The organism is Bradyrhizobium sp. 17, assembly GCF_023073515.1.
GTDB lineage: Bacteria > Pseudomonadota > Alphaproteobacteria > Rhizobiales > Xanthobacteraceae > Bradyrhizobium > Bradyrhizobium canariense_D.
Genome location: NZ_JADPJQ010000065.1, coordinates 34,235 through 57,938 on the forward strand (window position 1 = coordinate 34,235; position 23,704 = coordinate 57,938).

At 64.5% G+C, this 23,704-nt stretch carries 24 protein-coding genes and 1 pseudogene; 12 read left to right on the forward strand and 13 right to left on the reverse strand.

Annotated elements, in window-relative coordinates; translation table 11 throughout:
- Nucleotides 1–25: 25 nt before the first annotated feature.
- Nucleotides 26–1,099 (reverse strand): tartrate dehydrogenase, encoded by a 1,074-nt coding sequence (locus IVB13_RS09940; RefSeq protein WP_085362309.1) that lies wholly within the window; start codon nt 1,097–1,099, stop codon nt 26–28.
- 157 nt (nt 1,100–1,256) lie between these two features.
- On the opposite strand from IVB13_RS09940, the gene IVB13_RS09945 reads away from it, so the two are divergent.
- Together IVB13_RS09945 and IVB13_RS09950 are read left to right on the forward strand one after the other, a co-directional pair.
- On the forward strand, nt 1,257–2,033 hold the full coding sequence (locus IVB13_RS09945) for an SDR family oxidoreductase (protein ID WP_247488709.1): 777 nt from the start codon (nt 1,257–1,259) through the stop codon (nt 2,031–2,033).
- Between the two features lie 153 nt (nt 2,034–2,186).
- Nucleotides 2,187–3,605, forward strand: coding sequence for an amidase family protein (locus IVB13_RS09950; protein WP_247488711.1), 1,419 nt, complete (start codon nt 2,187–2,189; stop codon nt 3,603–3,605).
- 155 nt (nt 3,606–3,760) lie between these two features.
- Here the strand turns inward: IVB13_RS09950 and IVB13_RS09955 are convergent, their stop codons facing one another.
- Together IVB13_RS09955 and IVB13_RS09960 are read right to left on the reverse strand one after the other, a co-directional pair.
- Nucleotides 3,761–4,867 (reverse strand): amino acid ABC transporter permease, encoded by a 1,107-nt coding sequence (locus tag IVB13_RS09955; protein WP_018457000.1) that lies wholly within the window; start codon nt 4,865–4,867, stop codon nt 3,761–3,763.
- A gap of 2 nt (nt 4,868–4,869) precedes the next feature.
- Nucleotides 4,870–6,057, reverse strand: a complete 1,188-nt coding sequence (locus tag IVB13_RS09960; protein WP_018457001.1) for an ABC transporter permease subunit — start codon at nt 6,055–6,057, stop codon at nt 4,870–4,872.
- Between the two features lie 86 nt (nt 6,058–6,143).
- On the opposite strand from IVB13_RS09960, the gene IVB13_RS09965 reads away from it, so the two are divergent.
- The 4 genes from IVB13_RS09965 (at nt 6,144) to IVB13_RS09980 (ending at nt 10,109) form a co-directional block, all read left to right on the forward strand.
- The gene (locus tag IVB13_RS09965) at nt 6,144–7,016 is read left to right on the forward strand and encodes an SIS domain-containing protein (protein WP_247488713.1); all 873 of its coding nucleotides are present in this window, start codon (nt 6,144–6,146) and stop codon (nt 7,014–7,016) included.
- Between the two features lie 3 nt (nt 7,017–7,019).
- The gene (locus tag IVB13_RS09970; RefSeq protein WP_247488715.1) at nt 7,020–8,369 is read left to right on the forward strand and encodes an aspartate aminotransferase family protein; all 1,350 of its coding nucleotides are present in this window, start codon (nt 7,020–7,022) and stop codon (nt 8,367–8,369) included.
- A gap of 12 nt (nt 8,370–8,381) precedes the next feature.
- Entirely contained in the window at nt 8,382–9,395 is a 1,014-nt protein-coding gene (locus IVB13_RS09975; RefSeq protein WP_085352170.1) for an amino acid ABC transporter substrate-binding protein, read from the forward strand.
- Nucleotides 9,396–9,458: 63 nt separating this feature from the next.
- Entirely contained in the window at nt 9,459–10,109 is a 651-nt protein-coding gene (locus tag IVB13_RS09980) for an aspartate/glutamate racemase family protein (RefSeq protein WP_247488717.1), read from the forward strand.
- Here IVB13_RS09980 and IVB13_RS09985 read toward each other — a convergent pair.
- Nucleotides 10,106–10,753: a TetR/AcrR family transcriptional regulator gene (locus IVB13_RS09985; protein ID WP_018457006.1), complete on the reverse strand. Its 648-nt coding sequence runs from the start codon at nt 10,751–10,753 to the stop codon at nt 10,106–10,108. The genes IVB13_RS09980 and IVB13_RS09985 overlap by 4 nt on opposite strands.
- Nucleotides 10,754–10,888: 135 nt before the next feature.
- On the opposite strand from IVB13_RS09985, the gene IVB13_RS09990 reads away from it, so the two are divergent.
- The 5 genes and pseudogenes from IVB13_RS09990 to IVB13_RS10010 all read left to right on the forward strand — a co-directional run bounded on the left by IVB13_RS09990 (nt 10,889) and on the right by IVB13_RS10010 (nt 14,611).
- The gene (locus IVB13_RS09990) at nt 10,889–11,098 is read left to right on the forward strand and encodes a ferredoxin (protein ID WP_007607931.1); all 210 of its coding nucleotides are present in this window, start codon (nt 10,889–10,891) and stop codon (nt 11,096–11,098) included.
- A gap of 56 nt (nt 11,099–11,154) precedes the next feature.
- Nucleotides 11,155–12,375: a cytochrome P450 gene (locus IVB13_RS09995; RefSeq protein ID WP_247488719.1), complete on the forward strand. Its 1,221-nt coding sequence runs from the start codon at nt 11,155–11,157 to the stop codon at nt 12,373–12,375.
- Between the two features lie 89 nt (nt 12,376–12,464).
- Nucleotides 12,465–12,696 (forward strand): annotated as a pseudogene (locus IVB13_RS10000) (alpha-ketoglutarate permease); the annotation flags it as partial.
- 3 nt (nt 12,697–12,699) lie between these two features.
- On the forward strand, nt 12,700–13,362 hold the full coding sequence (locus IVB13_RS10005) for a sulfite oxidase-like oxidoreductase (protein WP_247488721.1): 663 nt from the start codon (nt 12,700–12,702) through the stop codon (nt 13,360–13,362).
- 25 nt (nt 13,363–13,387) lie between these two features.
- Entirely contained in the window at nt 13,388–14,611 is a 1,224-nt protein-coding gene (locus IVB13_RS10010) for a bifunctional alpha/beta hydrolase/OsmC family protein (RefSeq protein ID WP_247488723.1), read from the forward strand.
- Nucleotides 14,612–14,621: 10 nt separating this feature from the next.
- Here IVB13_RS10010 and IVB13_RS10015 read toward each other — a convergent pair whose 3' ends face one another.
- On the reverse strand, nt 14,622–16,052 hold the full coding sequence (locus tag IVB13_RS10015) for a PLP-dependent aminotransferase family protein (RefSeq protein WP_247488913.1): 1,431 nt from the start codon (nt 16,050–16,052) through the stop codon (nt 14,622–14,624).
- A gap of 101 nt (nt 16,053–16,153) precedes the next feature.
- On the opposite strand from IVB13_RS10015, the gene IVB13_RS10020 reads away from it, so the two are divergent.
- The gene (locus tag IVB13_RS10020; protein ID WP_247488725.1) at nt 16,154–17,068 is read left to right on the forward strand and encodes a DMT family transporter; all 915 of its coding nucleotides are present in this window, start codon (nt 16,154–16,156) and stop codon (nt 17,066–17,068) included.
- Here IVB13_RS10020 and IVB13_RS10025 read toward each other — a convergent pair.
- The 8 genes from IVB13_RS10025 to paaB all read right to left on the reverse strand — a co-directional run bounded on the left by IVB13_RS10025 (nt 17,047) and on the right by paaB (nt 23,696).
- Nucleotides 17,047–18,105 (reverse strand): YeeE/YedE family protein, encoded by a 1,059-nt coding sequence (locus IVB13_RS10025; protein WP_247394272.1) that lies wholly within the window; start codon nt 18,103–18,105, stop codon nt 17,047–17,049. The genes IVB13_RS10020 and IVB13_RS10025 overlap by 22 nt on opposite strands.
- A 2-nt stretch (nt 18,106–18,107) precedes the next feature.
- Entirely contained in the window at nt 18,108–19,112 is a 1,005-nt protein-coding gene (locus tag IVB13_RS10030; RefSeq protein WP_247394622.1) for a zinc-binding alcohol dehydrogenase family protein, read from the reverse strand.
- A 79-nt stretch (nt 19,113–19,191) separates the two neighbouring features.
- On the reverse strand, nt 19,192–20,523 hold the full coding sequence (gene paaK, locus IVB13_RS10035; RefSeq protein ID WP_085352164.1) for a phenylacetate--CoA ligase PaaK: 1,332 nt from the start codon (nt 20,521–20,523) through the stop codon (nt 19,192–19,194).
- A 28-nt stretch (nt 20,524–20,551) separates the two neighbouring features.
- Nucleotides 20,552–21,001 carry a hydroxyphenylacetyl-CoA thioesterase PaaI gene (gene paaI / locus IVB13_RS10040; protein WP_247488727.1) on the reverse strand — a complete coding sequence of 150 codons (450 nt, stop codon included), beginning with the start codon at nt 20,999–21,001 and terminating at the stop codon, nt 20,552–20,554.
- A gap of 55 nt (nt 21,002–21,056) precedes the next feature.
- On the reverse strand, nt 21,057–22,139 hold the full coding sequence (gene paaE / locus IVB13_RS10045) for a 1,2-phenylacetyl-CoA epoxidase subunit PaaE (protein WP_085352162.1): 1,083 nt from the start codon (nt 22,137–22,139) through the stop codon (nt 21,057–21,059).
- Between the two features lie 2 nt (nt 22,140–22,141).
- Nucleotides 22,142–22,645, reverse strand: coding sequence for a 1,2-phenylacetyl-CoA epoxidase subunit PaaD (gene paaD / locus IVB13_RS10050; protein ID WP_018457018.1), 504 nt, complete (start codon nt 22,643–22,645; stop codon nt 22,142–22,144).
- On the reverse strand, nt 22,639–23,409 hold the full coding sequence (paaC, locus tag IVB13_RS10055; protein ID WP_247488729.1) for a 1,2-phenylacetyl-CoA epoxidase subunit PaaC: 771 nt from the start codon (nt 23,407–23,409) through the stop codon (nt 22,639–22,641). The genes paaD and paaC overlap by 7 nt, the downstream gene beginning before the upstream one ends.
- Nucleotides 23,409–23,696, reverse strand: a complete 288-nt coding sequence (gene paaB, locus IVB13_RS10060; protein WP_008136594.1) for a 1,2-phenylacetyl-CoA epoxidase subunit PaaB — start codon at nt 23,694–23,696, stop codon at nt 23,409–23,411. The genes paaC and paaB overlap by 1 nt, the downstream gene beginning before the upstream one ends.
- Between the last annotated feature and the right edge of the window lie 8 nt (nt 23,697–23,704).

Sequence of the window (23,704 nt, forward strand, 5' to 3'; positions counted from 1 at the left end):
ACAAGGGGGGAGGGAAAGCAGCGCTCTAATCCACCATATCCGCGACCGCCTTGCCGCAAGCCGTAGTGTCGGCATTGCCGCCGAGATCCTTGGTGCGGAGCGTGCGCTCTGCCAGCGTGCGCTCGATCGCATCGACGATCGACTTGCCGGCTTTCTTCTCGCCGAGATGCTCGAGCATCATCGCGCCGGACCAGATTGCGCCGATCGGATTGGCGATGCCCTGCCCCGCGATGTCGGGCGCCGAGCCGTGCACCGGCTCGAACACCGACGGGAAATTGCCGTCGGGGTTGATGTTGCCGGACGGCGCGATGCCGATGGTGCCGGTGCAGGCCGGGCCGAGATCCGACAGGATGTCACCGAACAAATTGGAGCCGACCACGACGTCGAACCAATCCGGATGCAGCACGAAGTTCGCGGTCAGGATGTCGATGTGATACTTGTCCCACTTCACGCTTGGATACTTCTTCGCCATCGCCTCCACGCGCTCGTCCCAATAGGGCATGGTGATGGAGATGCCGTTCGACTTGGTCGCCGAGGTCAGGTGCTTCTTCGGCCGCGACTGCGCGAGCTCGAATGCGAACTTCAGGATGCGATCGACGCCGATGCGGGTCATCACCGTCTGCTGCGTCACGAATTCACGGTCGGTGTCCGGGAACATGCGGCCGCCGACGGAGGAATATTCGCCTTCGGTGTTCTCGCGCACGACCCAGAAATCAATGTCGCCGGGCTTGCGGTTGGCCAGCGGCGACGGCACGCCCGGCATCAGCCGCACCGGGCGCAAATTCACGTACTGATCGAACTCGCGGCGGAATTTGATCAGCGATCCCCAGAGCGAGACGTGATCCGGAATCTTGGCCGGCCAGCCGACCGCGCCGAAATAGATCGCATCGTGCTTGCCGATCTGATCCTTCCAATCGTCCGGCATCATCTGGCCGTGCTTCTCGTAATAGTCCCACGACGAGAAGTCGAAATGATCGAAATGAAGGGACACGCCGTGCTTCTTCGCCGCGGTCTCCAGAACGCGCAGGCCCTCGGGCATCACTTCCTTGCCGATTCCGTCGCCGGGAATGACCGCGATCCGGTATTGTTTCTTGCTCATCGAGAACGTCCTTGATTGGTCCGGCAGCCGCCGTCTTTTTGACCGCACTGCAATGGACCAAACGCGACGGCAGTGCAACGCTGCACTGCAATGTTGACCATGGCGCGGCCGACCGCCTACTGATTTTATTCCCGTTCCTCTCCTGCGAGTAACTCCCATGGATCTGCACCTGCGTGGCAAGCGCGTCCTGATCACGGGCGCGTCCAAGGGTATCGGCGCAGCCGCCGCCGAGGCCTTTGCCGAGGAAGGCTGCCATCTCCTCCTCGCGGCCCGCAATGGCGATCAGCTCAAGGCTTTGGCCGAGCGCTTGCGCTCGGCGCACCAGATCGATGCCGCCACGAGCATTGTGGATTTGCGCAGGAGCGAGGATTTGACGCGGCTCGCCAAGGAAGCCGCCGACATCGACGTGCTCGTCAACAATGCCGGCGACATTCCCGGCGGCTCCATTGACAAGATCGACGAGGCCACCTGGCGGCACGCCTGGGAATTGAAAGTGTTCGGCTACATCAACCTCACGCGCATGATCTATGCGCAGATGAAGGCGAAGGGCGGCGGCGTGATCGTCAACGACATCGGCGCCGCCGGCGAGAAATTCGACGCCAACTACATCTGCGGCAGCGCCGGCAATGCCGCGCTGATGGCCTTCACCCGCGCGCTCGCGGGCAAGAGCCTCGCCGACAACATCCGTGTGGTCGGCATCAATCCCGGCCCGGTTGGCACTGACCGTCACGTCACCCTGCTGAAGACGCGGGCAAACCACCAGTTCGGCGACGAGAGCCGCTACAAGGAATTCCAGAAGAGCCTGCCGCTCGGCAGGCCTGCGCATGCGCACGAGATCGGCGATCTCATGGCGTTCCTGGCGTCGGATCGCGCAGGCTATACGTCGGGGGTCATCTATACGGTGGATGGCGGAATCAGCGCAGGATGGGGTTAACTTTATCCTCGTCATTGCGAGCGCAGCGACTTGTCCGCCGAAGCTTTAGCGAAGGCGGAAGCAATCCAGGAATGTATCTGCGGCAAAAGTCTGGATTGTTTCGTCGCTTCGCTCCTCGCAATAACGCCTAAAATATGCACAGGAGTAGAATAGTTGTCTCAGGACCTGATCCGCGAATCCGCTTGCGCCGTCGTCGACAAGCTGCGCTCCGGCGACGTCTCGCCGCTGGAGCTCTTGGATGTGCTGGAGAAGCGCATCACCGAAGTCGATGGCAAGGTCAACGCGCTGCCGACGCTGTGCTTCGATCGCGCGCGGGATAGCGCAAAGGCGCTGATGCGGAAGCCGGCCGGTGCGCGCGGATTGCTCGCAGGCCTGCCGGTGCCGATCAAGGATCTGACCGATGTTGCAGGTGTGCTGAACACACAGGGCTCGCCGATCTTCAAGGACAACATCCCGGCGACGTCCGACATCCTGGTCGAAAATCTCGAGGCCAACGGCGCGGTCGTCTATGCCAAGTCGAACACGCCGGAATTCGGTGCGGGCGCCAACACCTTCAACGAGGTGTTCGGTGCAACCCTCAATCCCTGGGATACGTCCAAATCGGCAGCCGGCTCGTCAGGCGGCGCGGCCGTTGCGCTCGCCACCGGCATGGCCTGGCTCGCGCAAGGCTCCGACATGGGCGGCAGTCTGCGCAGTCCGGCAGCTTTCTGCGGCGTCGTGGGCATGCGGCCGAGCATCGGCCGCGTCGCGCACACGCCGAAAGCGGCCATCGATCGTAACCTCGGCGTCGTCGGTCCGATGGCACGCAACGTCGAGGATCTCGCGCTGCTGCTCGACGCCATGAGCGGCGACTATGCCGCCGACCCGCTGTCGCTGCCGACGCCCTTGACGTCGTTTCTCTCGGCGGCGCAGCCAGGCAGCAAACCGAAGCGCATCGCCTATTCGGCGGATCTCGGCATCACACCGGTCGATCCCGAAGTCAAAGCGATCACGCGGAAAGCGGCGGAACGCTTTGCCGAAGCCGGCGCCATCGTCGAGGAGGCGCATCCGGATTGGCGCGATGCGCATGAGTGCTTCCACGTGCTGCGCGCGTTCGACTTCGCGATCAGCAAGGCGCAGCTGCTGCGCACCAAGCGCGACCTGCTCAAGCCCGAGGTGATCTGGAACATCGAGGAAGGCCTCAAGCTCACGATCGAGCAGCTCGAACGCGCCGAGGCGCAGCGCGTCGGCATGACAGCGCGTGCGATCGAGTTCTTCAAGCGCTACGATCTGCTGCTGGTACCGACCACGATCGTGCCGCCCTTCCCGATCGAGCACCGTTATGTCGCCGAATGCGCCGGCAAGAAGTTCGACAATTACGTCGAGTGGCTCGGCATCGTCTATGCCATCACGCTCGCCTGCTGTCCCGCGCTGTCGTTGCCGTGCGGCTTCACCGCATCGGGACTTCCGGTCGGCCTGCAGGTCGTCGGGGCTCCGCGCGCGGATGCGCAGGTGATCGCCGGCGCGAAGACGCTGGAGGATATTTTGGGCGTGCGTGGCACGACGCCGATTGATCCGCGGGTGAAGAACTAGGTTCCCGCTCTCGTGCCCCGCACGCGGCGCAGCGCCTCTTCGGCGGTGCGCTGCAGAGCCGGGGCCCAAGTCTCCAGGACTTCCCGTGTATCCCTGGGTCCCGGCTCTGCGGTGCAGCGCTTTGCGCCGCACCTTGTCCGGAACACGCGCGGCCTTCACCTTCCGCTCGTCGCCTCCAGGCTCCGGCTATACCGCGACATCGCGAAGCAGAAGACAAAATAGATCACGGCGACGAAGATGTAGACTTCGACGGAGAATTGCTGCCACGCCGGATCGATGATCGCGGTCTTGGCCGTGGTGAGCAGGTCGAAGATACCGATGATCAGAACGAGGCTGGTGTCCTTGAAGAAGGCGATGAAGGTGTTGACCAGCGGCGGGATGACGTGACGGATCGCCTGCGGCAGGACGATCAGCCGGTTCTTGCGCCAGTAGGACAGGCCGAGCGCCTCGGCGGCCTCGTATTGCCCGCGGGGCACGGCCTGGAGGCCGCCGCGGATGACTTCGGCAAGATAGGCACCCGCGAACAGGATGATCGCGACCTGCGCGCGCAAGAGCTTGTCGATGTTGAATCCGTTCGGCATGAACAGCGGAAACATCACGCTCGCCATGAACAGCAGACTGACCAGCGGCACGCCGCGGATCAGCTCGACATAGAGCACGCTGAGCGAGCGGATCGCCGGCAGTTTTGAGCGCCGGCCTAGTGCGACGAGGATGCCGAGCGGGAAGCCGAAGGCCAGACCAAAGGTCGCCAGGATCAGCGTCACCGGCAAACCACCCCAACGGTCCTGCGAGACGAACGACAGACCGAGTATGCCACCCCACATCAGCATACTGATCAGCGCGAGCGCTCCGATCCAGAGATAGGCCAGTTCGCGCCGCCATAAGGCGCGGCGGCTGGAGAGATAGAACAGGGCGATGAACAGCAGCACCGCCAGTGCCGGCCGCCACTGCTCGTCGAACGGATAGGTGCCAAACAGGATGAAGCGGTATTTTTCGGGGATGATTGCCCAGCATGCACCGAGGCCGCGTACCGCGCGGCAGGCGCTGGAATCGTTCGCCGGGGTGACCCAGACCGCATTGGCGATACCCCATTGCACGAAGCTGAAGAGGCCCTTTGCAAGCACCGCCAGCAACACGACCGAGAGGATGCCGTTCGGGATCGACGAGAACAGATTGGTGCGCAGCCAGCGCAGCACCGGGTTACCAATCTGCGGGCGGCGGGCGGCGCGCGGTGCTTCCGGAATGTCGGCGATCGCCGTCATGGTCAGCGCTCCACCAGCGCGATGCGCGAATTGTACCAGTTCATGAAAAAGCTGATGCCGAGGCTGATGGTGAGAAACACCGCCATGATCAAGGCAATGGCCTCGATCGCCTGCCCGGTCTGGTTCAATGTCGTGTTGGCGATCGAGACCACGTCCTGATAGCCGATCGCCACCGCGAGCGAAGAGTTCTTGGTCAGGTTGAGGTACTGGCTCGTCATTGGCGGCACGATGACGCGTAGCGCCTGTGGCAGGATGATCTGCCGCAGCATGAAGCTGCGGCGCAGTCCCAGCGCGTTGGCGGCATCCCACTGGCCGCGCGGCACCGACTGGATGCCGCTGCGCACAATCTCGGCGATGAAGGCCGAGGTGTAGGTGACGAGCGCGATCAGCAGCGCGAAATATTCCGGCGCGAGCGTCAGTCCGCCGACGAAGTTGAAGCCGCGCAACTCAGGCCATTCGATCGTCCAGGCCACGCCCAGCAGCACGGACACCGCCGCAGGCAGCACAACGAGCAAGCCGAGTGCAAAAGGCCAGGCCGGCCGCGGCTTGCCGTCGCGCATTTGCTGCGCGATGAGCCGCCGCCGGATCACATAGAACACGACAAGTCCGAGCACTGCGGTGCCGAGCACCCAAAGCTGCGGCGTCCCGATGGGAATCGCCGGCAGGATCAACCCGCGATTGGACAGGAACACGCCCTCAATCGGACGCCATGCCGCGCGCGCGGCCGGGAGCGCCTGCATCAGCACGTACCAGAACAGGAGCTGGAGCAGCAGCGGGATGTCGCGGAGCGTCTCGACGTACACCGCGGCGAGCCGCGACAGCAGCCAATTGGCCGACAGCCGCGAGATGCCGATCACCGTGCCCAGGATCGTTGCAAGCACGATTCCGATCACGGCGACGCGCAGGGTATTGGCGATGCCGACGACAAAGGCCCAGAGATATGAGTCCCTCGGATTGTAGGCGAGCAGGCTGTCGGCGATGGGCATGCCGGCCTCACGGCCGAGGAAGGCAAAACCGGTCGTGATGCGGCGCACGGAGAGATTGGTGACCGTGTTGGACCAGAGGAACACGATGACCGCGACTACGATCCCCACCACCAGAACCTGCCAGAACAGGCCTTTCAGCTCGCGCTGCCCGAAGGCGCCGAAGAAGCGACGGCGCGGCGGCGGTCTCGGACCGTCTGACGTCACAGCACAAAAATCCTTCTCAAGACGGCGATTTCCGGCAGCGCACGTCAACTGTTGCACCAAACTCAGCTTCGTGCAACAAATGTTTCATGACCGAGCCCGCGAAATCCTCGCCACTGAGCGAACTGCGCATTGCATTGCCATCGCTTCCGATGCGGTTGCAGGAGGTCGGGCGTTTCGTCGCAGCCAACGATTACGACGCCACCACGCGTTCGATGCGCGATCTCGCAGCGGTTGCCGGCGCCGATCCCGCCGCGTTCACGCGGCTTGCCAAGGCGATCGGCTATTCGGGTTGGGATGAATTGCGCGCGGCGTTGACGGAGGCGCGGCGGCCCTCGCAGCTAGCGCCTTTCTCCGGCCGCGCCAAGGGCCGCTGCCACGGCCCGAACGCCGATGTCGCGCTCATCACCGACAAGCTGGAGGCCGAGGCCGCCGGCCTTCCGCGCATCCCGGCTCGGCCGATCGCGGAGGCGGCGCGCGCACTCCACCACGCCAAGCGGATCTGGATCACCGGCTACCGAAGCTGCCGCAGCGTCGCGGAATTGCTGAACTACGAGCTCCGGCTGTTTCGTCCCGAACAGGTGCAGCTCGTCGGCGCGTCCGGCCCCGACGATCTCGATATGGGCGCGTTCCGGCCCGGCGAGGCCGTCATCGTCATCGGCTTCATGCCCTACACCCACGCGAGCGTCCGGGTCGCGCAGGCCGCCTATCGTGCCGGCGCGGCCCTGATCGCGATCGCCGATAGCCCATCGGCGCCGATGGCTGAAGGTGCCGACCACGTGCTGCTGTTCGAGGCGGCCTCCTCTCCCGGCTTTTTCCCGAGCCTCACCGGCGCCATCGCGATCGCGCAATCGCTCGCCGCCGTGACGTTTTCGCTCGGCGGCACGGCCGCGAAAAAGCGCCTGGAGAATACCGAGGCCCGGCTGGCCGCGGCTTCAACTTACGTATCAGAGAAAGGTTGACCCATGGCCGCCCGCACCAGCCGCGTGCTGCATCGCTCGCTGCGCGAAACGCCGCCCAAGGCAATCGGCGGCGAAGGCGTCTATCTCTTTGCCGAGGACGGACGCCGCGTGATCGACGCCTCCGGCGGCGCGGCGGTCTCTTGCCTCGGCCACCAGCATCCACGCGTCATCGCGGCGCTGACGAAGCAGGCCTCGACCCTCGCTTATGCCCACACAGCCTTCTTCTCGTCGGAGCCGGCGGAGGCGCTTGCCGAGACGCTGGTCGGCCACGAGCCCGGTGGCCTCGCCTACGCCTATTTCGTCAGCGGCGGATCGGAAGCGGTTGAAGCCAGCATCAAGCTCGCGCGGCAATATTTCATCGAGCGCGGCGAGCCGCAGCGGCAGCACTTCATTGCGCGGCGGCAGAGCTACCACGGCAATACGCTCGGCGCGCTCGCGGCGGGCGGCAATGCCTGGCGCCGCGCGCCCTACGCGCCGCTGCTCTCCAACGCCTTCAGCCATGTGACCCCGGCCTTCGCTTATCACGAGAAGCACGAAGGTGAATCGGATGCGCAGTTCGTGGCGCGGCTCGCCGCCGAACTCGAAGCCGAGTTTCAGCGGCTTGGCCCCGACACCGTCGCCGCGTTCCTCGCAGAGCCCGTCGTCGGGGCCACCGCAGGTGCCGTCACGGCGCCGGACGGCTACTTCAGGGCGGTGCGCGAGATCTGCGACCGACACGGCGCGCTGCTCATTCTCGACGAGGTCATGAGCGGCATGGGCCGCACCGGCACCACGCACGCCTGGGAGCAGGAAGGCGTGGCACCCGACATCCAGGCGATCGCCAAGGGTCTCGGCGGCGGCTACCAGCCGATCGGTGCAATGCTCGCGAGCGGCAGGATCATCGACACAATCCGCTCAGGTTCGGGCGCCTTCCTGCACGGCCACACGTATCTGGCGCACCCTCTCGCTTGCGCCGCCGCGCTCGCGGTGCAGGACGTGATCCGCGAGGACGGCCTGCTCGACCGGGTCAAGGAGCGCGGCAAGCAGCTCGAGCAGCGGCTCACCGAGCGCTTCGGCAATCACCGCCATATCGGCGACATCAGGGGCCGCGGCCTGTTCTGGGCGATCGAGCTCCTCGCCGATCGCGCCAGCCGAACCTCGTTTGATCCCGCGCTGAAGCTGAATCAGAAGATCAAGGCGGAGGCCTTCGCCAACGGCCTCGGCTGCTATCCCGGCGGCGGCACCGCAGACGGCATCCGTGGCGACCACGTGCTGCTGGCGCCGCCCTATATCACCTCCGCGGAGGAGATCGATCTGATCGTCGACAAGCTCGGCACGGCCGTCGACAGCGTATTGCGTCGTGTCAATCACTGAGGGGAGAAAAGCATGATGAGGAAAGTGGTTATCATAGCCGGCGTGCTCGCGGCGTCGACGGTGGTGGCGTCGGCGGCAACGCTCGACACGGTGAAGAGCCGCGGCACGCTGATATGCGGCGTCAGCGCCGGTTTCGCCGGCTTCTCCGCACCGGATTCGCAAGGCAACTACAAGGGTCTCGACGTCGATTATTGCCGCGCGCTCGCCGCCGGCGTGCTCGGCGATGCCAGCAAGGTGCGTTACGTCTCGCTGACCGCGCAGAACCGCTTCACCGCGCTCCAGTCCGGCGAGATCGACGTGCTCTACCGCAACTCGACGCAGACCTATCTGCGCGGTGTCACGCTGGGCCTGCGGCAAGGTCCAATCAACTTCTACGACGGTCAGGGCTTTGTCGTGAAGAAAGACCTCGGCGTGAAGGAGATCAAGGACCTCAAGGGCGCCACCGTCTGCGTCGCGCAGGGTACCACGCATGAGGTCACGCTCGGCGATTACGGCCGCGCCAACGGCATCGATTGGAAGCCGTTGGTGTTCGACCGCGTCGACACCATGTACCAGACCTTCTTCGGCGGCCGCTGCGATGCCATGACCCAGGACGCTTCCGCGCTTGCTGGCGCCGTGACGACCGCGGCGCCGAACGCGGCCGACTACGTCGTGCTGCCGCAGACCATCAGCAAGGAGCCGCTCGGCCCCTTCACCCGCAATGGCGACGAGGTCTGGAGCGACATCATCACCTGGCTGCACTACGGCTTGATCGAGGCCGAAGAGCTCGGCGTCACACAAGGCAATGTCGATGAGATGGCGAAGTCGCAGACGCCCGCGATCCAACGCCTGCTCGGTGCCTCCGGCGATCTCGGCTCGCGGCTCGGGCTCGACAACAAATGGCTGGTCACGGCCATCAAGGCCACCGGCAATTACGGCGAGATCTACGAGCGCAATGTCGGCAAGGCGAGCCCGCTCAAGCTCGAGCGCGGCCTCAACGGTCTCTGGAGCAAGGGCGGCTTGATGTACGCGGTGCCGTTCAAGTAAACGTTTTGCGTGTCCCGGACGCGTTGCGTCCGGGGCTCGCGACCTTCCATCAGGTAACGTTCAATGACGAAGTCTCCTCGCGTCGCGCTGATCCACGCCCTCAAGCATTCCATCGCCCCGATCGAAGCTGCGTTCGCGAAGGTGTGGCCGGAAGCGCGGCTGATGAACCTGCTCGACGACAGCCTGTCGTCGGATCTGGCGCGTGACGGCAAGCTCAATGATGCCATGACCGAACGCTTTCTTGCGCTCGGCCACTACGCCGCGGCGACAGGCGCGGACGCGATCCTGTTCACCTGCTCGGCCTTCGGTTCCTGCATCGAGGCGGTTGCGCGCGCACATGCGCCGATGCCGGTGCTCAAGCCGAACGAAGCCATGATCGAGCGCGCGATGACGATGGGGCGGCGGATCGGCCTGCTCTCGACCTTCCCGCCGACGCTGGCTTCGATGCCGCCGGAATTTCCGGCCTCCGTCCAGATCGTGCCGAAACTCGCCGAAGGCGCGCTGGCCGCGCTCGACCGTGGCGACCGCGCTACGCATGACCGGCTGATCGTGGAAGCCGCACGCGATTTGCGCGATTGCGACGTCGTCGCGCTCGCGCAGTTCAGCATCGCGGCAACCGCGCCTCTCGTGGCAGAAGCCACCGGCCGCCCTGTCGTGACCACGCCCGACAGCGCCGTCGAGAAGCTGATGAAGCTGTTGGCGGCGAGGGCTTAAGCGCCAGCCTGTTTCCGGCGCCGCGCGCCTTTGATCGCCGCCGCAAGCGCGGCCTTGGTTTCACTGACAAAATCCTCGACCAGGTCTTCGCGCGTGGCATGGGCCGCCTCGCCGGTGAACAGTCCCTGCTCAGCCAGCATCACCACGCCGTGCACCGCCGCCCAGATCTTGAGCGCCTGCCGCTCGCGCAGATAATCAACGGCCGGGGCTTCCAATGCGTCGACCACGAGCGCAAAGGTTTCGCGGGTCGCTTCGTGCAGCTCGCTGCCTTTCGCCGCACACGACACCGTGCGCGAGGCGAACATCAAGCGGTAGATGCCATTGCGGCGTAAGCCGAAATCCAGCGTCGCCTGCGCCAGCAGCGACAGCTTCGACCGCTTCGACGGCTTTGCCATCGCCGCCCGCAATATCCCGTTGAGCTGCCGGAACGCCTCCGCCGTCACCGCCGCAAGCAGCGCCTCGCGATCGGCGAAATGCCGGTAGGGCGCCGGCTGCGAAACACCCAGCTGCTTTGCCAGCGCCTTGATGCTGATCGCCTCCGTCCCGCCCTGCTCGGCTTCGCGCAGCGCGGCCTTGATCAAGGCGTCGCGGAGATCGCCGTGGTGGTAGGTATTCTCGGGCTTGCGGGCAAGTTGTGAACGCATGTTGCGCAGAGCCTATAAGTTTGCGCTTGACAGGGGAAGCCTGCCGCGAATGTAATAGCCTATAACTTGAACAAAAACTCAAATGGGAGCGCGCGCCGCCTTCGGGCCGGAGTGCACACGATCGAGGAAGCCGCCATGACAGAGCGACTGAGGGTTCACGTTGATCCCGACAAATGCCAGGGGCACGCGCGCTGCAAGGCGCTGGCGCCGGAGCTGTTCGAGCTGGACGAATACGGCAACGCCCACGAAGCCGGCGACGGCACGGTCCCGCCCGGCCTCGAAGACAAGGCCTGGCTCGCCAAGTCCAATTGCCCGGAAATCGCGATCGACGTGATCGAGGAGTAACGCGCCCGCTTCTGCCCGCGACCACGAGCCCCCAAGGGATTTCGAGGGATTTCGAGATGTCCGACATCAGCCAGCCCACCGCCCATCCGCCCGTGACCGACTGGGTCCATGATTTCGACCACACCGATCCGCAATGGACGGAAGATCCCTTCCCGATTTGGGACGAGCTGCGCGCCGCAAGCCCGGTCGTGCATACCGAACGCTTCCTCGGCTGTTACATGCCGACGACCTATGAGGCAGTGCGCGAGATCGCCAACGACAGCGAGCATTTCTCCTCGCGCCGCATCATCGTCCGGGACGTTCGGCCGGAGATCACCAGCAGAAACTCCGCCCCGCCGATCACGTCCGATCCGCCGGTGCACAAGCCAGCCAAGCAATTGCTGCTGCCGCCGTTCACGCCGGACGCGATGAAGAAGCTGGAGCCGCGGGTGCGCGCGATCTGCAACGAGTTGATCGACGGCTTCATCACCGAAGGCCGACTTGACGCGGCAGAGCGCTACACCAAGCACATTCCGGTTCGCGCGATCGCACACATGCTCGGCATCCCCGAGACGGACAGCGATCTCTTCATCCGATGGATCCACATGATCCTGGAACTTGGCATCAAGGACGAAAACACGTTGCTCCAGGCGGTGCACGAGATGAGCGCCTATTTCAGCGCCCATATCGAAGCGCGCAAGAACAAGCCAACCGACGATCTGATTTCCTACCTGATGAATGCCAGGGACAAGGACGGCAATCCGCTCGAGGATTCGCATGTGCTGGGCTCGTTGCGCCTGCTCCTGATCGCCGGCATCGACACCACCTGGAGCGCGATCGGCTCCTCGCTCTGGCACCTTGCCCGGACGCCCGCCGACCGCGAGCGCCTGGTTGCCGAGCCCGAGCTGATCCCGACCGCGGTGGAGGAGCTGCTGCGCGCCTATTCGCCGGTGACGATGGCGCGCGAAGTGGTCAAGGAGACCACGGTGTCAGGCTGCCCGGTCAAGGCAGGCAACATGGTGCTGCTGTCCTTCCCGGCCGCCAACCGGGATCCGAAAATGTTTCCGGATGATAAGGTCGTGATTGACCGCCGCGAGAACCGCCACGCCGCCTTCGGCCTCGGCATCCACCGCTGCGTCGGCTCGAACCTTGCGCGCATGGAGATGCAGGTTGCGCTGGAGGAATGGCTGAAGCGCATTCCGGACTTCGCCCTCGATCCGGCAGGCACGGTGACCTGGTCCCAAGGAACCGTCAGAGGCCCCCGCCAGTTGCCATTTTTGCTTGGAAAGGCGATGTAGACCTCTCCAAACAGTGATACGGAGAGGCCGGACTTGACTGAGCAAGCAATCAAACCGGCCTCTGAGCATTTTGATATCGCCAGCGCCCAGCGCGGATCAAGGCGATCTTCATCGGCTCGATCGGCAACCTCTGCGTCGGGCTGCCCTGTGCGATCACCGTCTCGATGTTCGGCGGCACGGCGCCGGCGATCGCGCTCTATTTCAAGACCATCGGGCATGAGGAGTGGTTCTACTATTATCTCGCTGGTATCATCTGCCTGTCGCTGAGCATCTACCATGCGCGACACCAAGCATGCCTCCGCGATGCACCGCCACGAGTAGCCGATGGCCGAAGATAACGAGCCGCCCGACAGCAAGCTGACGCGCACCAAGGAAAAATGGGCGCGCGAGGGCCGCTTTTTGACAGGCAAGATCACGCGCCCGGAAGATCAGCGCCTGCCGCCCGGCCAGCACCAGACAAAGGACTGGCCAGTGCTCGATCTCGGAGTCGTACCGCCGATTTCGCGCGAGCGCTGGCGGCTCGACGTCTACGGCGCGATCGAGAACCCCGTGTTCTGGACCTTTGCCGAGTTCGCCGCCCAGAAGCAGGCGCAGTTCATCTCCGACATCCACTGCGTCACCACCTGGTCGCGCTACGACAATGAGTGGGAGGGGCTCGCCACGCGCGAGCTGCTCGCGGCCTGCCAGCCGCGCCCGGACGCGCGCTTCGTCGTGTTGCATTCCCATGATGGCTACACCACCAACCTCGCGCTGGACGACTTTGCCGCCGAGGACGCATTGCTCGCCCATAGCTGGTCCGGTGAGCCATTGTCGGCCGAACATGGCGGCCCGGTACGGCTGGTCGTGCCGCATCTGTATTTCTGGAAGAGCGCCAAATGGGTTCAGTCGATCGAATTCCTGACCGAGGACGCGCCGGGCTTCTGGGAAGTCCGTGGCTACCATAACCGCGGCGATCCCTGGGCAGAGCAACGCTATTCGGGCGACTAGGTTCAGCAAGGAACGGGGGAAACCCATGCCGACAGAGCGCTTTCAATTCACCGGCGAAGGCGGCCATCAGCTTTCGGCCGCGCTGGAGCTACCCGACGGCGAGCCCGGGGCCTTCGCGCTGTTCGCGCATTGCTTCACCTGCGGCAAGGACACGCTGGCCGCCAAACGCATCTCGGTCGCGCTGGCCGCCATGGGCATCGCGGTGCTGCGCTTCGACTTCACCGGGCTCGGCTCCAGCGAGGGGGATTTTGCCAATTCGACGTTTTCCTCCAACGTTGCCGATCTCGTGCGCGCCGCCGATCATCTGCGTAGCGTCCGCAAGGCGCCGTCGATTCTGATCGGTCACAGCCTCGGCGGCGCCGCGATCCTTGCGGCAGCAGGACGAATCCCGGAAGCCAAGGCGGTTGTGACCATTGCGGCACCATCCGATCCCGCCCACGTCACCGGCCTTTTCAAAGAGCATCTCGGCGACATTCGCACGCAAGGTGAGGTCGAAGTCTCGCTTGCGGGACGCCCGTTCCGGATCAAGCGCGAATTCCTCGACGACATCGCCGAGCACGAGCTGATGAAAGACGTCGCCGGCCTGCACAAGGCGCTGTTGGTGATGCATTCTCCGGTCGACGATACCGTCGGTATCGACAATGCGACGAAGCTCTTCGTCTCCGCCAGGCATCCCAAGAGCTTCGTCTCGCTCGACCATGCCGATCATCTCCTGACCAAGCCGGCCGACGCGCTCTATGCAGCCGACGTGATCGCGGCCTGGGCGAGCCGGTACATCGACGCGGCCAAACCTGCGAAGGCGATGGATCTCCCCGAGGCGCCGCGCCGGGTCGTGGTGCAGGAGACCCGCAAGAGCAAGTTCAACCAGACCATCTCCGTCGGTCCGCATCAGCTCGTCGCGGACGAGCCGGTCGCCGCCGGCGGCGAGGATGCCGGCCCTGGTCCTTACGATCTCCTGCTCGCTGGCCTCGGGGCCTGTACCTCGATGACCATGCGCCTCTATGCCGACCGCAAGTCGCTGCCGCTCGATCGTGTCACCGTCTCACTGAAGCATTCCAAGATCTATGCAAAAGACTGCGCGGAATGCGAGACGCGCGATGGCATGCTCGACCAGATCGAGCGCGACATCGCGATGGACGGCGCGCTCGATCCCGAGCAGCGCAAGAAATTGATGGAGATCGCCGACAAGTGCCCGGTGCACCGGACGCTGACGTCGGAAATCCGCATCGTGACCAAGGCCGTGGATTAGCGCGACTGCGCTAGAAGCACGACGCCATTGTTCGCACCGCCGCGGTGATCTCGCTCTCGCGCCAGGCCGCGAAGCCGAGCAGCAGGCCGTGGTCGAGCGGCCTGCCCAGTGCCAAGCCGGACAGGGCACGCGTTTCAACGCCCGCTTCGACCAGCCGCTTGACCGCCACCTGATCAGCGCGACCGCGCTTGAGACGCGCGACGAGCTGAATGCCACCGGGGGACACTTCGGCAGAGAGCACATCGCCCAAATGGCGCTCCAATCCCTCCACGAGGTGATCGCGGCGGGCGTGATAGATCCTGCGCACCCGGCGCAGATGCGCCAGGAAATGCGCGTCGGCAATGAACTCGGCCAGCGCCTCCTGGATGTGGCTCGCGGCGATCAGTCCGATGTGCCGCTGTACGATCTCGAGAGTACCGACCATGGCCCGCGGTATGACGAGGTAGCCGAGCCGGATATCCGAGGTCATGACCTTGGAGAACGTGCCGACATAGAACACGCGGCCGTGGGCATCGAGTCCCTGCAGGGCCGGCACCGGCCGGCTATCATAGTGGAATTCGCCGTCGTAATCGTCCTCCACGATCCAGGTCTTGCCGGGCCTGCTCAGGCCAAGAAACTCCGTGCGGCGCGAGAGCGACATCAGGCGACCGGTCGGGTGCTGATGCGACGGCGTCATGAAGATCAAGGTCGGGGCCGCCAAGCCACGAATCCGCTGCATGCCCTGCTCGTCCAAACTCATCCCGATCACGCGCGCACCGGATGCGCGGAAGGCGGCCGCGGCGCCGGGATAGCCGGGATCCTCGACCCAGACATCGTCGCCGGGGGTGATGACGGCGGCCGCGATCAAAGTCAGCGCAGCCTGCGCGCTCGGCAGAATCAGGATCTGATCCGCCGTCGCGCGCACGCCCCTGCTGGTCGCAAGATAATGCGCCAGTGCCTCGCGCAGGCGCGGCCGATTGACCGGTCCGACCTCGCGCCTCGCCGCGCGCACAGCGCTGCGGCGCAGGCAGCGCGCCCAGACCTCGTTGGGAAACTCCCTGAAATCGCCATGTCCGGGACGCAAGGGTCTCAGTCGCGCCTGATAAGACATCGGCCAGTCGGTCTGCGTGAGGCTCGACGCCCAGGGCGAAAGCCGCGGCTTGCCAGGGCGTATGCGAGATGCGACGGCGCCAGCCTCTGTGACGCGCTCGCCGCCGTCGACCGCAACCATCGGACGGCGGCCGTGCGAGGCTTCGAGATATCCCTCGGCGGCGAGCTGCTCGAACGCATAGCTGACGGTGTTGCGCGAGACGCCGAGATCGCTCGCAAGCCCACGGCTCGACGGCAGCGTGCGGCCTTTGACGAGACGCCCGGTCGCGATCAAGCTTCGGAGCTGGCTCGTCAGTTGAGCCACCAGCCCCTCGTCGTCGGCCCGGTTCAGGTCGATCAGGGCGGAGATCATGCTGTCCGGAACTGGCACCCTATTCCTTTCCTATCTGGCACTGTTTCAGGTGCCAGACGAGATGCTATCCGCTGGATTGGACTGCTTCAAGGACCTCCGAAATGAACTCCCTATCCCCCCGCGCAGCCGTTGGCCTGTTTCTCATCGTCGTGCTGGGTTGGGGCATAAACTGGTCGGTGACGAAGCAACTCGTCCAATTCCTTCCACCACTGTGGGCTTCAGCGATCCGGAGTTGGATCGCGCTGGCTGGATTGTTCGTGATTCTCGGGCTCAGCAACAATCTGATGATTCCGGAGCGTCGCGACATCCCGGTGGTCCTGAGTGTTGCACTGCTGCACATGACCGTGTTCTCGGTCCTGGTTGCGGCCGGTGTGCGCTTCCTACCCGCGAGCAAGGCCGTTGTGCTCGGCTACACCACGCCACTCTGGGTCGCGATCGCCGCGCCGCTACTCGGGAAGGACACTTTGACGGCGCCGAAGCTCGCCGGCGCGCTGCTGGGCCTGATCGGCCTGATCGTCATCCTGAACCCGGCCTCGATCGATTGGACCAACACCAATGTCGTGCTCGGCGCCGGCATGGTGATCCTGGCCGCGATCTCATGGGCCGCGAACATTATCTATATCCGCGCCCATCGCTGGATTGCCTCGCCGCTCCAGCTTCTGATCTGGCAAGTGCTCGTGGCAACCATCGTGCTATCGGTGAGCGCGACCATCGCGGATGGCCTGCCGCATGTGGAGTGGTCGTGGAGACTCGTTTTGCTGTTCCTGTATTCCGGGCTGATCGGGACGGTGCTCGCCTATTGGGCGATGTCGATGGTGAATAAGAGCATCTCGGCCCTGACGACCTCGCTCGGCACCACCGCAACGCCGCTCGTCGGCATCGCCAGCGCCGCGATCCTGCTGGGCGAGCCGATCGACATGAGTCTGGTGATAGCGGCCGCGCTGATCATCACCGGCATCGGTCTCGCGACGCTCGGCGATCGCCTAGTGCGTGGTCAGGCTACCGCGAACGGCTGAACGCGCAGCATCCCGCGCAATCCCGCCGTCGTGCCGAGCAGGATACCGGCGACGGCGACGAATGAGCCGAGCGCGAGCGTCGACACGCCGGTGAGCCCTTGGCCGATCGAACAGCCGAACGCCATCACGCCGCCGATGCCCATCAGTGCGGCGCCAGCCGCCGATCGCAGCATATGGCGTGGCGAGGAATAGCCTTCGAGATGGAAACGGCCCGTCGCAAGCGCGGTGACCAGACTGCCGGCGAAGACACCTGCAACCGTCGCGATGCCGAAATTCAGCGTCAGGCCCGTCGAGAGCATGACATATTGCAGGCTGTCCGCGATCGGCGCGACGAAGGTAAGCGAGGTCACGGGGACGGGGTTGAAATCATCCGCGCCGAGATAGCCGGTGACGAACCAGCCGCCGGCGACGAGGAGACCGACGACGACACCGGCTGCAATCTGGCCGGGCGAACGTCGGAACGCTGGGTGCGCGAAAGCAAACAGGATCAGCGTGACGACAACGACAGCAGCAGCCATTGCGCGCGAAAGCGCTTCAGCCGGACCGAACATGGCCAACAATGACGGCAGCGAATTCACGTTGACCGTGGTTTGCGAGGCCTGGACAAGGGCGATGCGCGCCGGCGCGATCAGGCCCTTGAGCGTCATCTGCGCGGCGATGGCGAGCACGACCACCACGACGAAGGAGCGGAGATTGCCACGACCGAGCAGCACCAGCGCGCGCGAACCGCAGCCGTTGGACAGTACCATGCCGTATCCGAACAGAAGTCCGCCGAGAAACAGCACCGGCATCGAGAAGGACTGTTGCAGGTAAATCGACTTGCCGAGATTGACCATGCCGGTGCCGGCGAGGAACTGGCTCGCTGTGGTCGCAACCGCGATCGCCAGCGCATAGGTTCGGACCAACCGCCCATCCCCCTCCGACAACCAGCCGCGCATGCTGCTCATCAGGCAGAAGCCGCTGAGCAGGCCGACAGCGCCGTAGACCAGGCCGATGACGAGGCCGGCGAGGATGATGAGTTGGGGAGACGAATCCATGATCAAGGTTTCAGGATCACGCGATCCCGCGAGGAGCCTGCAACGGCGACATAGGCCTCCTTCGCGCGTTCGAGCGGATAGACGGCGTTCGCGTTGATCGGAAACGGTTTCAGGTGCCCGCTCGCGAAGCCCGGGCCGAGGTCACGCAGCACAGCGCCTGTCGCGATCGACGACAGGCCGAGCGTGTCGATGCCGACATAGGTGTGTTGCCCGCGGTAGAATTCGAGAATGTTGAACTGCACGATGCGGTCGATGGCGGCGATCAGGATCTGGCGGCCGCGAAGCGCGAGCGACTTGTGCGCCGCCTGGAAATAGGGATCGCCGACCGTGTTGAAGACGATGTCGGCGCCTTTGCCATCGGTCAACTCGCGCACGCGTGTGGCGACGTCGGTCGCGGAAGCGTCGATCACCTCGATGGATGCGTTGGTGTGGCCCTCATAAGGTTCCGCCTTGCGCACCACGCCGATGACACGCGCGCCCTGCCAGGTCGCGATCTGCACCGCCGCTTGACCAACCTTGCCGTTGGCGCCGAACACCAGCACCGTTTCCCCGGGCTTTGGAATGCCGGCGCGGCGAAAACCCTCCATGGCGGTGACAAAGGGCACGCCGATGCCGGCGGCCTCCTCCCAAGACACGGTCTTCGGCTTCTCCACCACCGCGTCGGATTCAACGACGAGATGGCTGGCGTGAGTGCCGTCGCGGCGGATGCCGAGATCGCCGGAGGAGCCGAACACCTCGCGGCCCATCGTACCGGCCGGCCCGTCGATCACCACGCCGGCGTAATCGCGCCCCGGCGTGCGCGGGAAGATGGCATAGGGCATTAGCCCCGTCGCGGCCTTGACGTCGGACGGATTGACGGCGGCGGCCTTGACCTCGATCAGGAGATCGTTCGGACCGCGCGCGAGCGTATGAGGCTCGACGCGAGGTGCAATCCCAGCGGCGTTCTCGGCCTTGGCATGGACGCGGACGCAGCGCGCCTCGACGGCTTTGGGATTGGCTGATGACATGGAAAAGATCCGCGATTTCTCGCGGGCCTTGTCGCCTCTGAGGGCAGTCAAGTCAATCCGTCAAGTCAATCCCGTCAACTTAATCCTTCGGCCGCTTGTCGTAGAGCCGCTTCGCCTTGCCGAGCGAGCGTTCCAGCGTCGCAGGCGCAACCACCCGCACGTTGGAGCTGATCCCGATCGTGTTCTTGATATGGGTTGAGATCCGATCGGCATGGTCGAGGAGACCACGGCCATCCCAACTCTCCGGCCGCGCCTCGGCAATGATGGTCAACTCGTCCATGCGTCCTTCCCGAGTCAATTCCAGAATGAAATGCCCGCCGCACCAGTCGGTGGCGAGCAGAACCTCCTCGATCTGGGTCGGGAACAGGTTGACGCCGCGCAGGATGATCATGTCGTCCGAGCGCCCCGTGACCTTCTCCATCCGCCGCATGCCGGGCCGCGCCGTGCCCGGCAGAAGCCGCGTCAGGTCGCGGGTGCGATAGCGGATCACCGGAAAGGCTTCCTTGGTGAGCGATGTAAACACCAGTTCGCCCTTCTCCCCGTCGGGCAGCACCGCACCGGTGTCGGGATCGATCACTTCGGGATAGAAATGATCCTCCCAGATATGCAGGCCGTCCTTGGTCTCGATGCATTCCTGCGCGACGCCGGGGCCGATCACCTCGGAGAGACCGTAGATGTCGGTCGCGTCCATGTCGAAGGCATCTTCGATCTCGCCGCGCATCGCATTGGTCCACGGCTCCGCGCCGAAGATGCCGACCTTGAGCGAGCATTGGCGCGGATCGAGCTTCTGACGCTTGAACTCGTCAAGGATCGCCAGCATATAGCTCGGCGTCACCGTAATGATGTCGGGCCGAAAATCGTTGATGAGCTGCACCTGCCGCTCGGTCATGCCCCCGGAGATCGGCACCACAGTGCAGCCGAGTTTTTCGGCGCCGTAGTGCACGCCAAGCCCGCCCGTGAAAAGACCGTAGCCATAAGCATTGTGGATGATCATGCCGGTGCGGCCGCCCGCGGCGCGGATCGAGCGTGCCATCACGTCCGACCAGGTGTCGATGTCGCGTTGCGTATAGCCCACCACGATCGGCTTGCCCGTCGTGCCGGAGGACGCATGCACGCGCACCAGTTTCTCACGGGGCACGGCAAACATGTTGAAGGGATAGTTGTCGCGCAGGTCCGTTTTTACGGTGAACGGAAATTTCGCAAGATCCGAGAGTTCGCGAAAGTCGGACGGGCGCACGCCGGCCGCGTCGAAAGCCTTGCGATAGTGCGCCACGTTGTCGTAGGCGTGCTTCAGCGACCAAGCCAGCCGCTGCACCTGCAGCGCCATGATCTCGTCGCGCGATGCACGCTCGTGCGCATCCAGCTCGGCCTTATAGGTGTTGCCACCTTCCTTGAGCCTCGTCAGAGCCATCCTCGTTTCCCCGTATCATTGCTTTTCTTTATTGATCCTGCGCCGGCAGCCAATTTCCGCGAATCGCCCGCGAATGCCCGCGAAATTCGGCGATGACTGTATCGCCGGCGGAGACGCGCACGTCATAGATGCCGGAGCGGCCGCCGCGCGTAACCTCGCGGGCCTTTGCGACGAGGCGATCGCCGAGCTTGCCCGGCTTGATGAAGGTGATCTGTCCCTGCGCCGCCACGACGCGGTCGTTGTGCGAGTTGCACGCGAAAGCGAAGGCGGAATCGGCCAGCGTGAAGATGAAGCCGCCATGGACGATGCGCTGACCGTTGACCATATCCGGCCGCACATTCATCGCCAGCGTCGCGAACCCCGGGCCGATCTCGACGATCTCCATGCCGAGTCCTTTGGAGGCATCGTCCTCCGCCCACATCGCATCGGCGCAGGCGCGGGCAATATCCTCGGGCGACAAGGCGGCTTTGACGTTCACGCGCTTCTCCCGTCCGATTGTTTGGACACGATGTTCTGCTGCCTGGCTAAAACTGTCAAACGTGGTCGTAGTCGACCACGACCCGCTCCGACGATGGCTTGGCCTGACAGGTCAGGACAAAGCCGGCCTTCAGCTCCCAGGGTTCCAGCGAGTAGTTGATGTCCATCGGCGCCTCGCCCTCCACCAGTTTGGCACGGCAGGTCGAGCACATGCCGCCCTTACAGGCGAAGGGCAGATCGACACCGGCGCGTAGCGCGGCATCGAGGATCGCCTCGTCCTCTGCCACCGGCACGTCGCGGCGCTTGCCGTCGATGATCAGCGACGCGATCGCTTTCGGCGGCGCGTCCGGCGCAACGATCTTCTTCGGCCGCGGCTTGCCACCGAACTCCGAGACAAACCGCTCGACATGGATACGCTCCTCCGCGATGCCGAGATCGCGACAGGTCGCTTCGATGTCCTCGCTCATGCCGGACGGACCGCAGATGAAGACGTGATCGACGCTTTCCGCCGGTACCAGCGAGCGCAGCAGCACCCTCACCTTGTCGCCGTCGAGCCGGCCGTGCAGGATCGGAATGTCCTGTTCCTCGCCCGAGATGACGTGGAAGATCGAGAGGCGGTCGATGAAGCGATCCTTGAGCTCTTCGAGCGCCTCGAGGAACATGATGTTGTCGGTCGTGCGATTGCCGTAGAACAGGAAGAAGCGGCTGTCGGCTTCGCGCGCGAGGACGCCCTTGACGATCGACAGGATCGGCGTGATGCCGGACCCAGCGGCAAAGCCGACATGGATGCGGCCGCCGCCGGCCGGCGGGATCACGCCGAAGCGTCCCGTGGGCGTCATCACGTCCAGCGCGTCGCCACACTTCAAATCGTCCGCTGCCCAGCTCGAAAACGCGCCTCCATCAACCTTCTTGACGGCGATCCGTATCTCGCCGTCGTCGGGGCCGGAGCAGATCGAATAGGAGCGGCGCACTTCCTCGCCATCCAGCATGGTGCGGAGTGTGAGGTATTGGCCGGGCGTGAAAGCGTAGTCGGTCGCAAGCTCCGTCGGGATGGCGAATGTCAGCGATATGGCGTCCGACGCCTCGCGGCGGAGGTCGTTGACGGCCAGGCGATGAAAGCGTGGTGCGACTGCTGACATAGTCAATGACACTTGAAATAATCGAAGGGTTCGCGGCACGCCCTGCAGCGCCAGAGTGCCTTGCAGGAGGTGGAGCCGAATTCGGACAGCAGCTCGGTATTCGCCGAGCCGCATTGCGGGCACACAACGGCTTGCTCGCCGAACAGCGCGCGGCGTGAATTCGAGGCCTGCGGCGGTGCGATGCCGTAGGCATGAAGCTTCCGGCGGCCCTCTTCGCTCATCCAGTCGGTGGTCCAGGCCGGCGACAGCACGGTGCGGACCTTTGGACTGCGGAAACCGGCGCGCTCCAGCGCGACCTCGATTTCCAGCGCGATCATGTTCATGGCCGGACAGCCCGAATAGGTCGGGGTGATCGCGACCTCGACCTGATCGCCGTCGAGGACGACATCACGGAGCACGCCGAGATCGGCGATGGTCAAAACCGGGATTTCGGGATCGACCACGCTCGCCGCGGCATCCCAGGCCCGTCGGCGCAGGTCGCTATGGGGCTCCAGCACCGTCACCATGTCTGCCCCGGGAAGGTACGCTGTATCGATTGCAGCTCTGAGAGGAGATGGCCGAGATGCTCGCTGTGCCGGCCCACGCGGCCGCCCTGCTGCATCCAGTCGTTCTGCGGCAGCTTGAGCGTTGCTTCGCCGATCACATCCGAAAGTGTCGTCAGCCAACGACCCCGCAAGGTGCCTGGGTCTACGGCGATACCGGCATGGATCAAGGCGTGCTGGCCGTCGTCGACGGCAAACATCTCGCCGGTGAAAGCCCAGAGATGATCGATCGCAGCCTGCGCGCGGGCATGGCTCTCGTCGGTGCCGTCGCCGAGCCGGATCATCCACTCCGAGGAATGCCGCAAGTGATAGGCGCTCTCCTTCTCCGACTTCGCGGCAATCGCAGCGAGCGTCGTATCGCGCGAGGTCATCATGGCGCGCCAGTAGAGATCGGCGAAGGCGGAATAGAAGAACTGCCGCACCAGCGTCTGGCCAAAGTCGCCGTTCGGCTGCTCGAGGAGCAGCAGATTGCGATACTGCCTGACATCGCGAAGGTAGGCGAGCTTGTCTTCGTCGTTGTCCTTGCCTTCGGCTTTGGCTGCGTAGGTGTAGAGCTCCCGGGCCTGGCCGATAAGGTCGAGCGCGATGTTGGAGAGCGCCATGTCCTCTTCCATCATCGGCGCATGCCCGCACCATTCCGACAGGCGGTGGCCGAGGATCAGCGCGTCGTCGGCGCGGCGTAATGCGTAGAGCACCAGCGGTGTTTCGGAGACCTCGATGTTCGCCATCACATGTGTCCTACTTCCTCAGGCACCTCGTAAAACGTCGGGTGGCGGTAGATCTTTGATTCCGCCGGCTCGAACATCATGCCCTTCTCGGCGGGATCGCTTGCGGTGATCGCCGTCGACGGCACCACCCAGATCGAAAGGCCCTCACCGCGACGCGTGTAGATATCGCGGGCGGCTTGCAAAGCCATCGTGGCGTCGCTCGCATGCAGCGAGCCGACATGCTTGTGCGCGAGCCCGTTGCGGCTGCGAATGAAGACTTCCCACAGCGGCGTGTTCGGCGTGGCCATCGCGATCT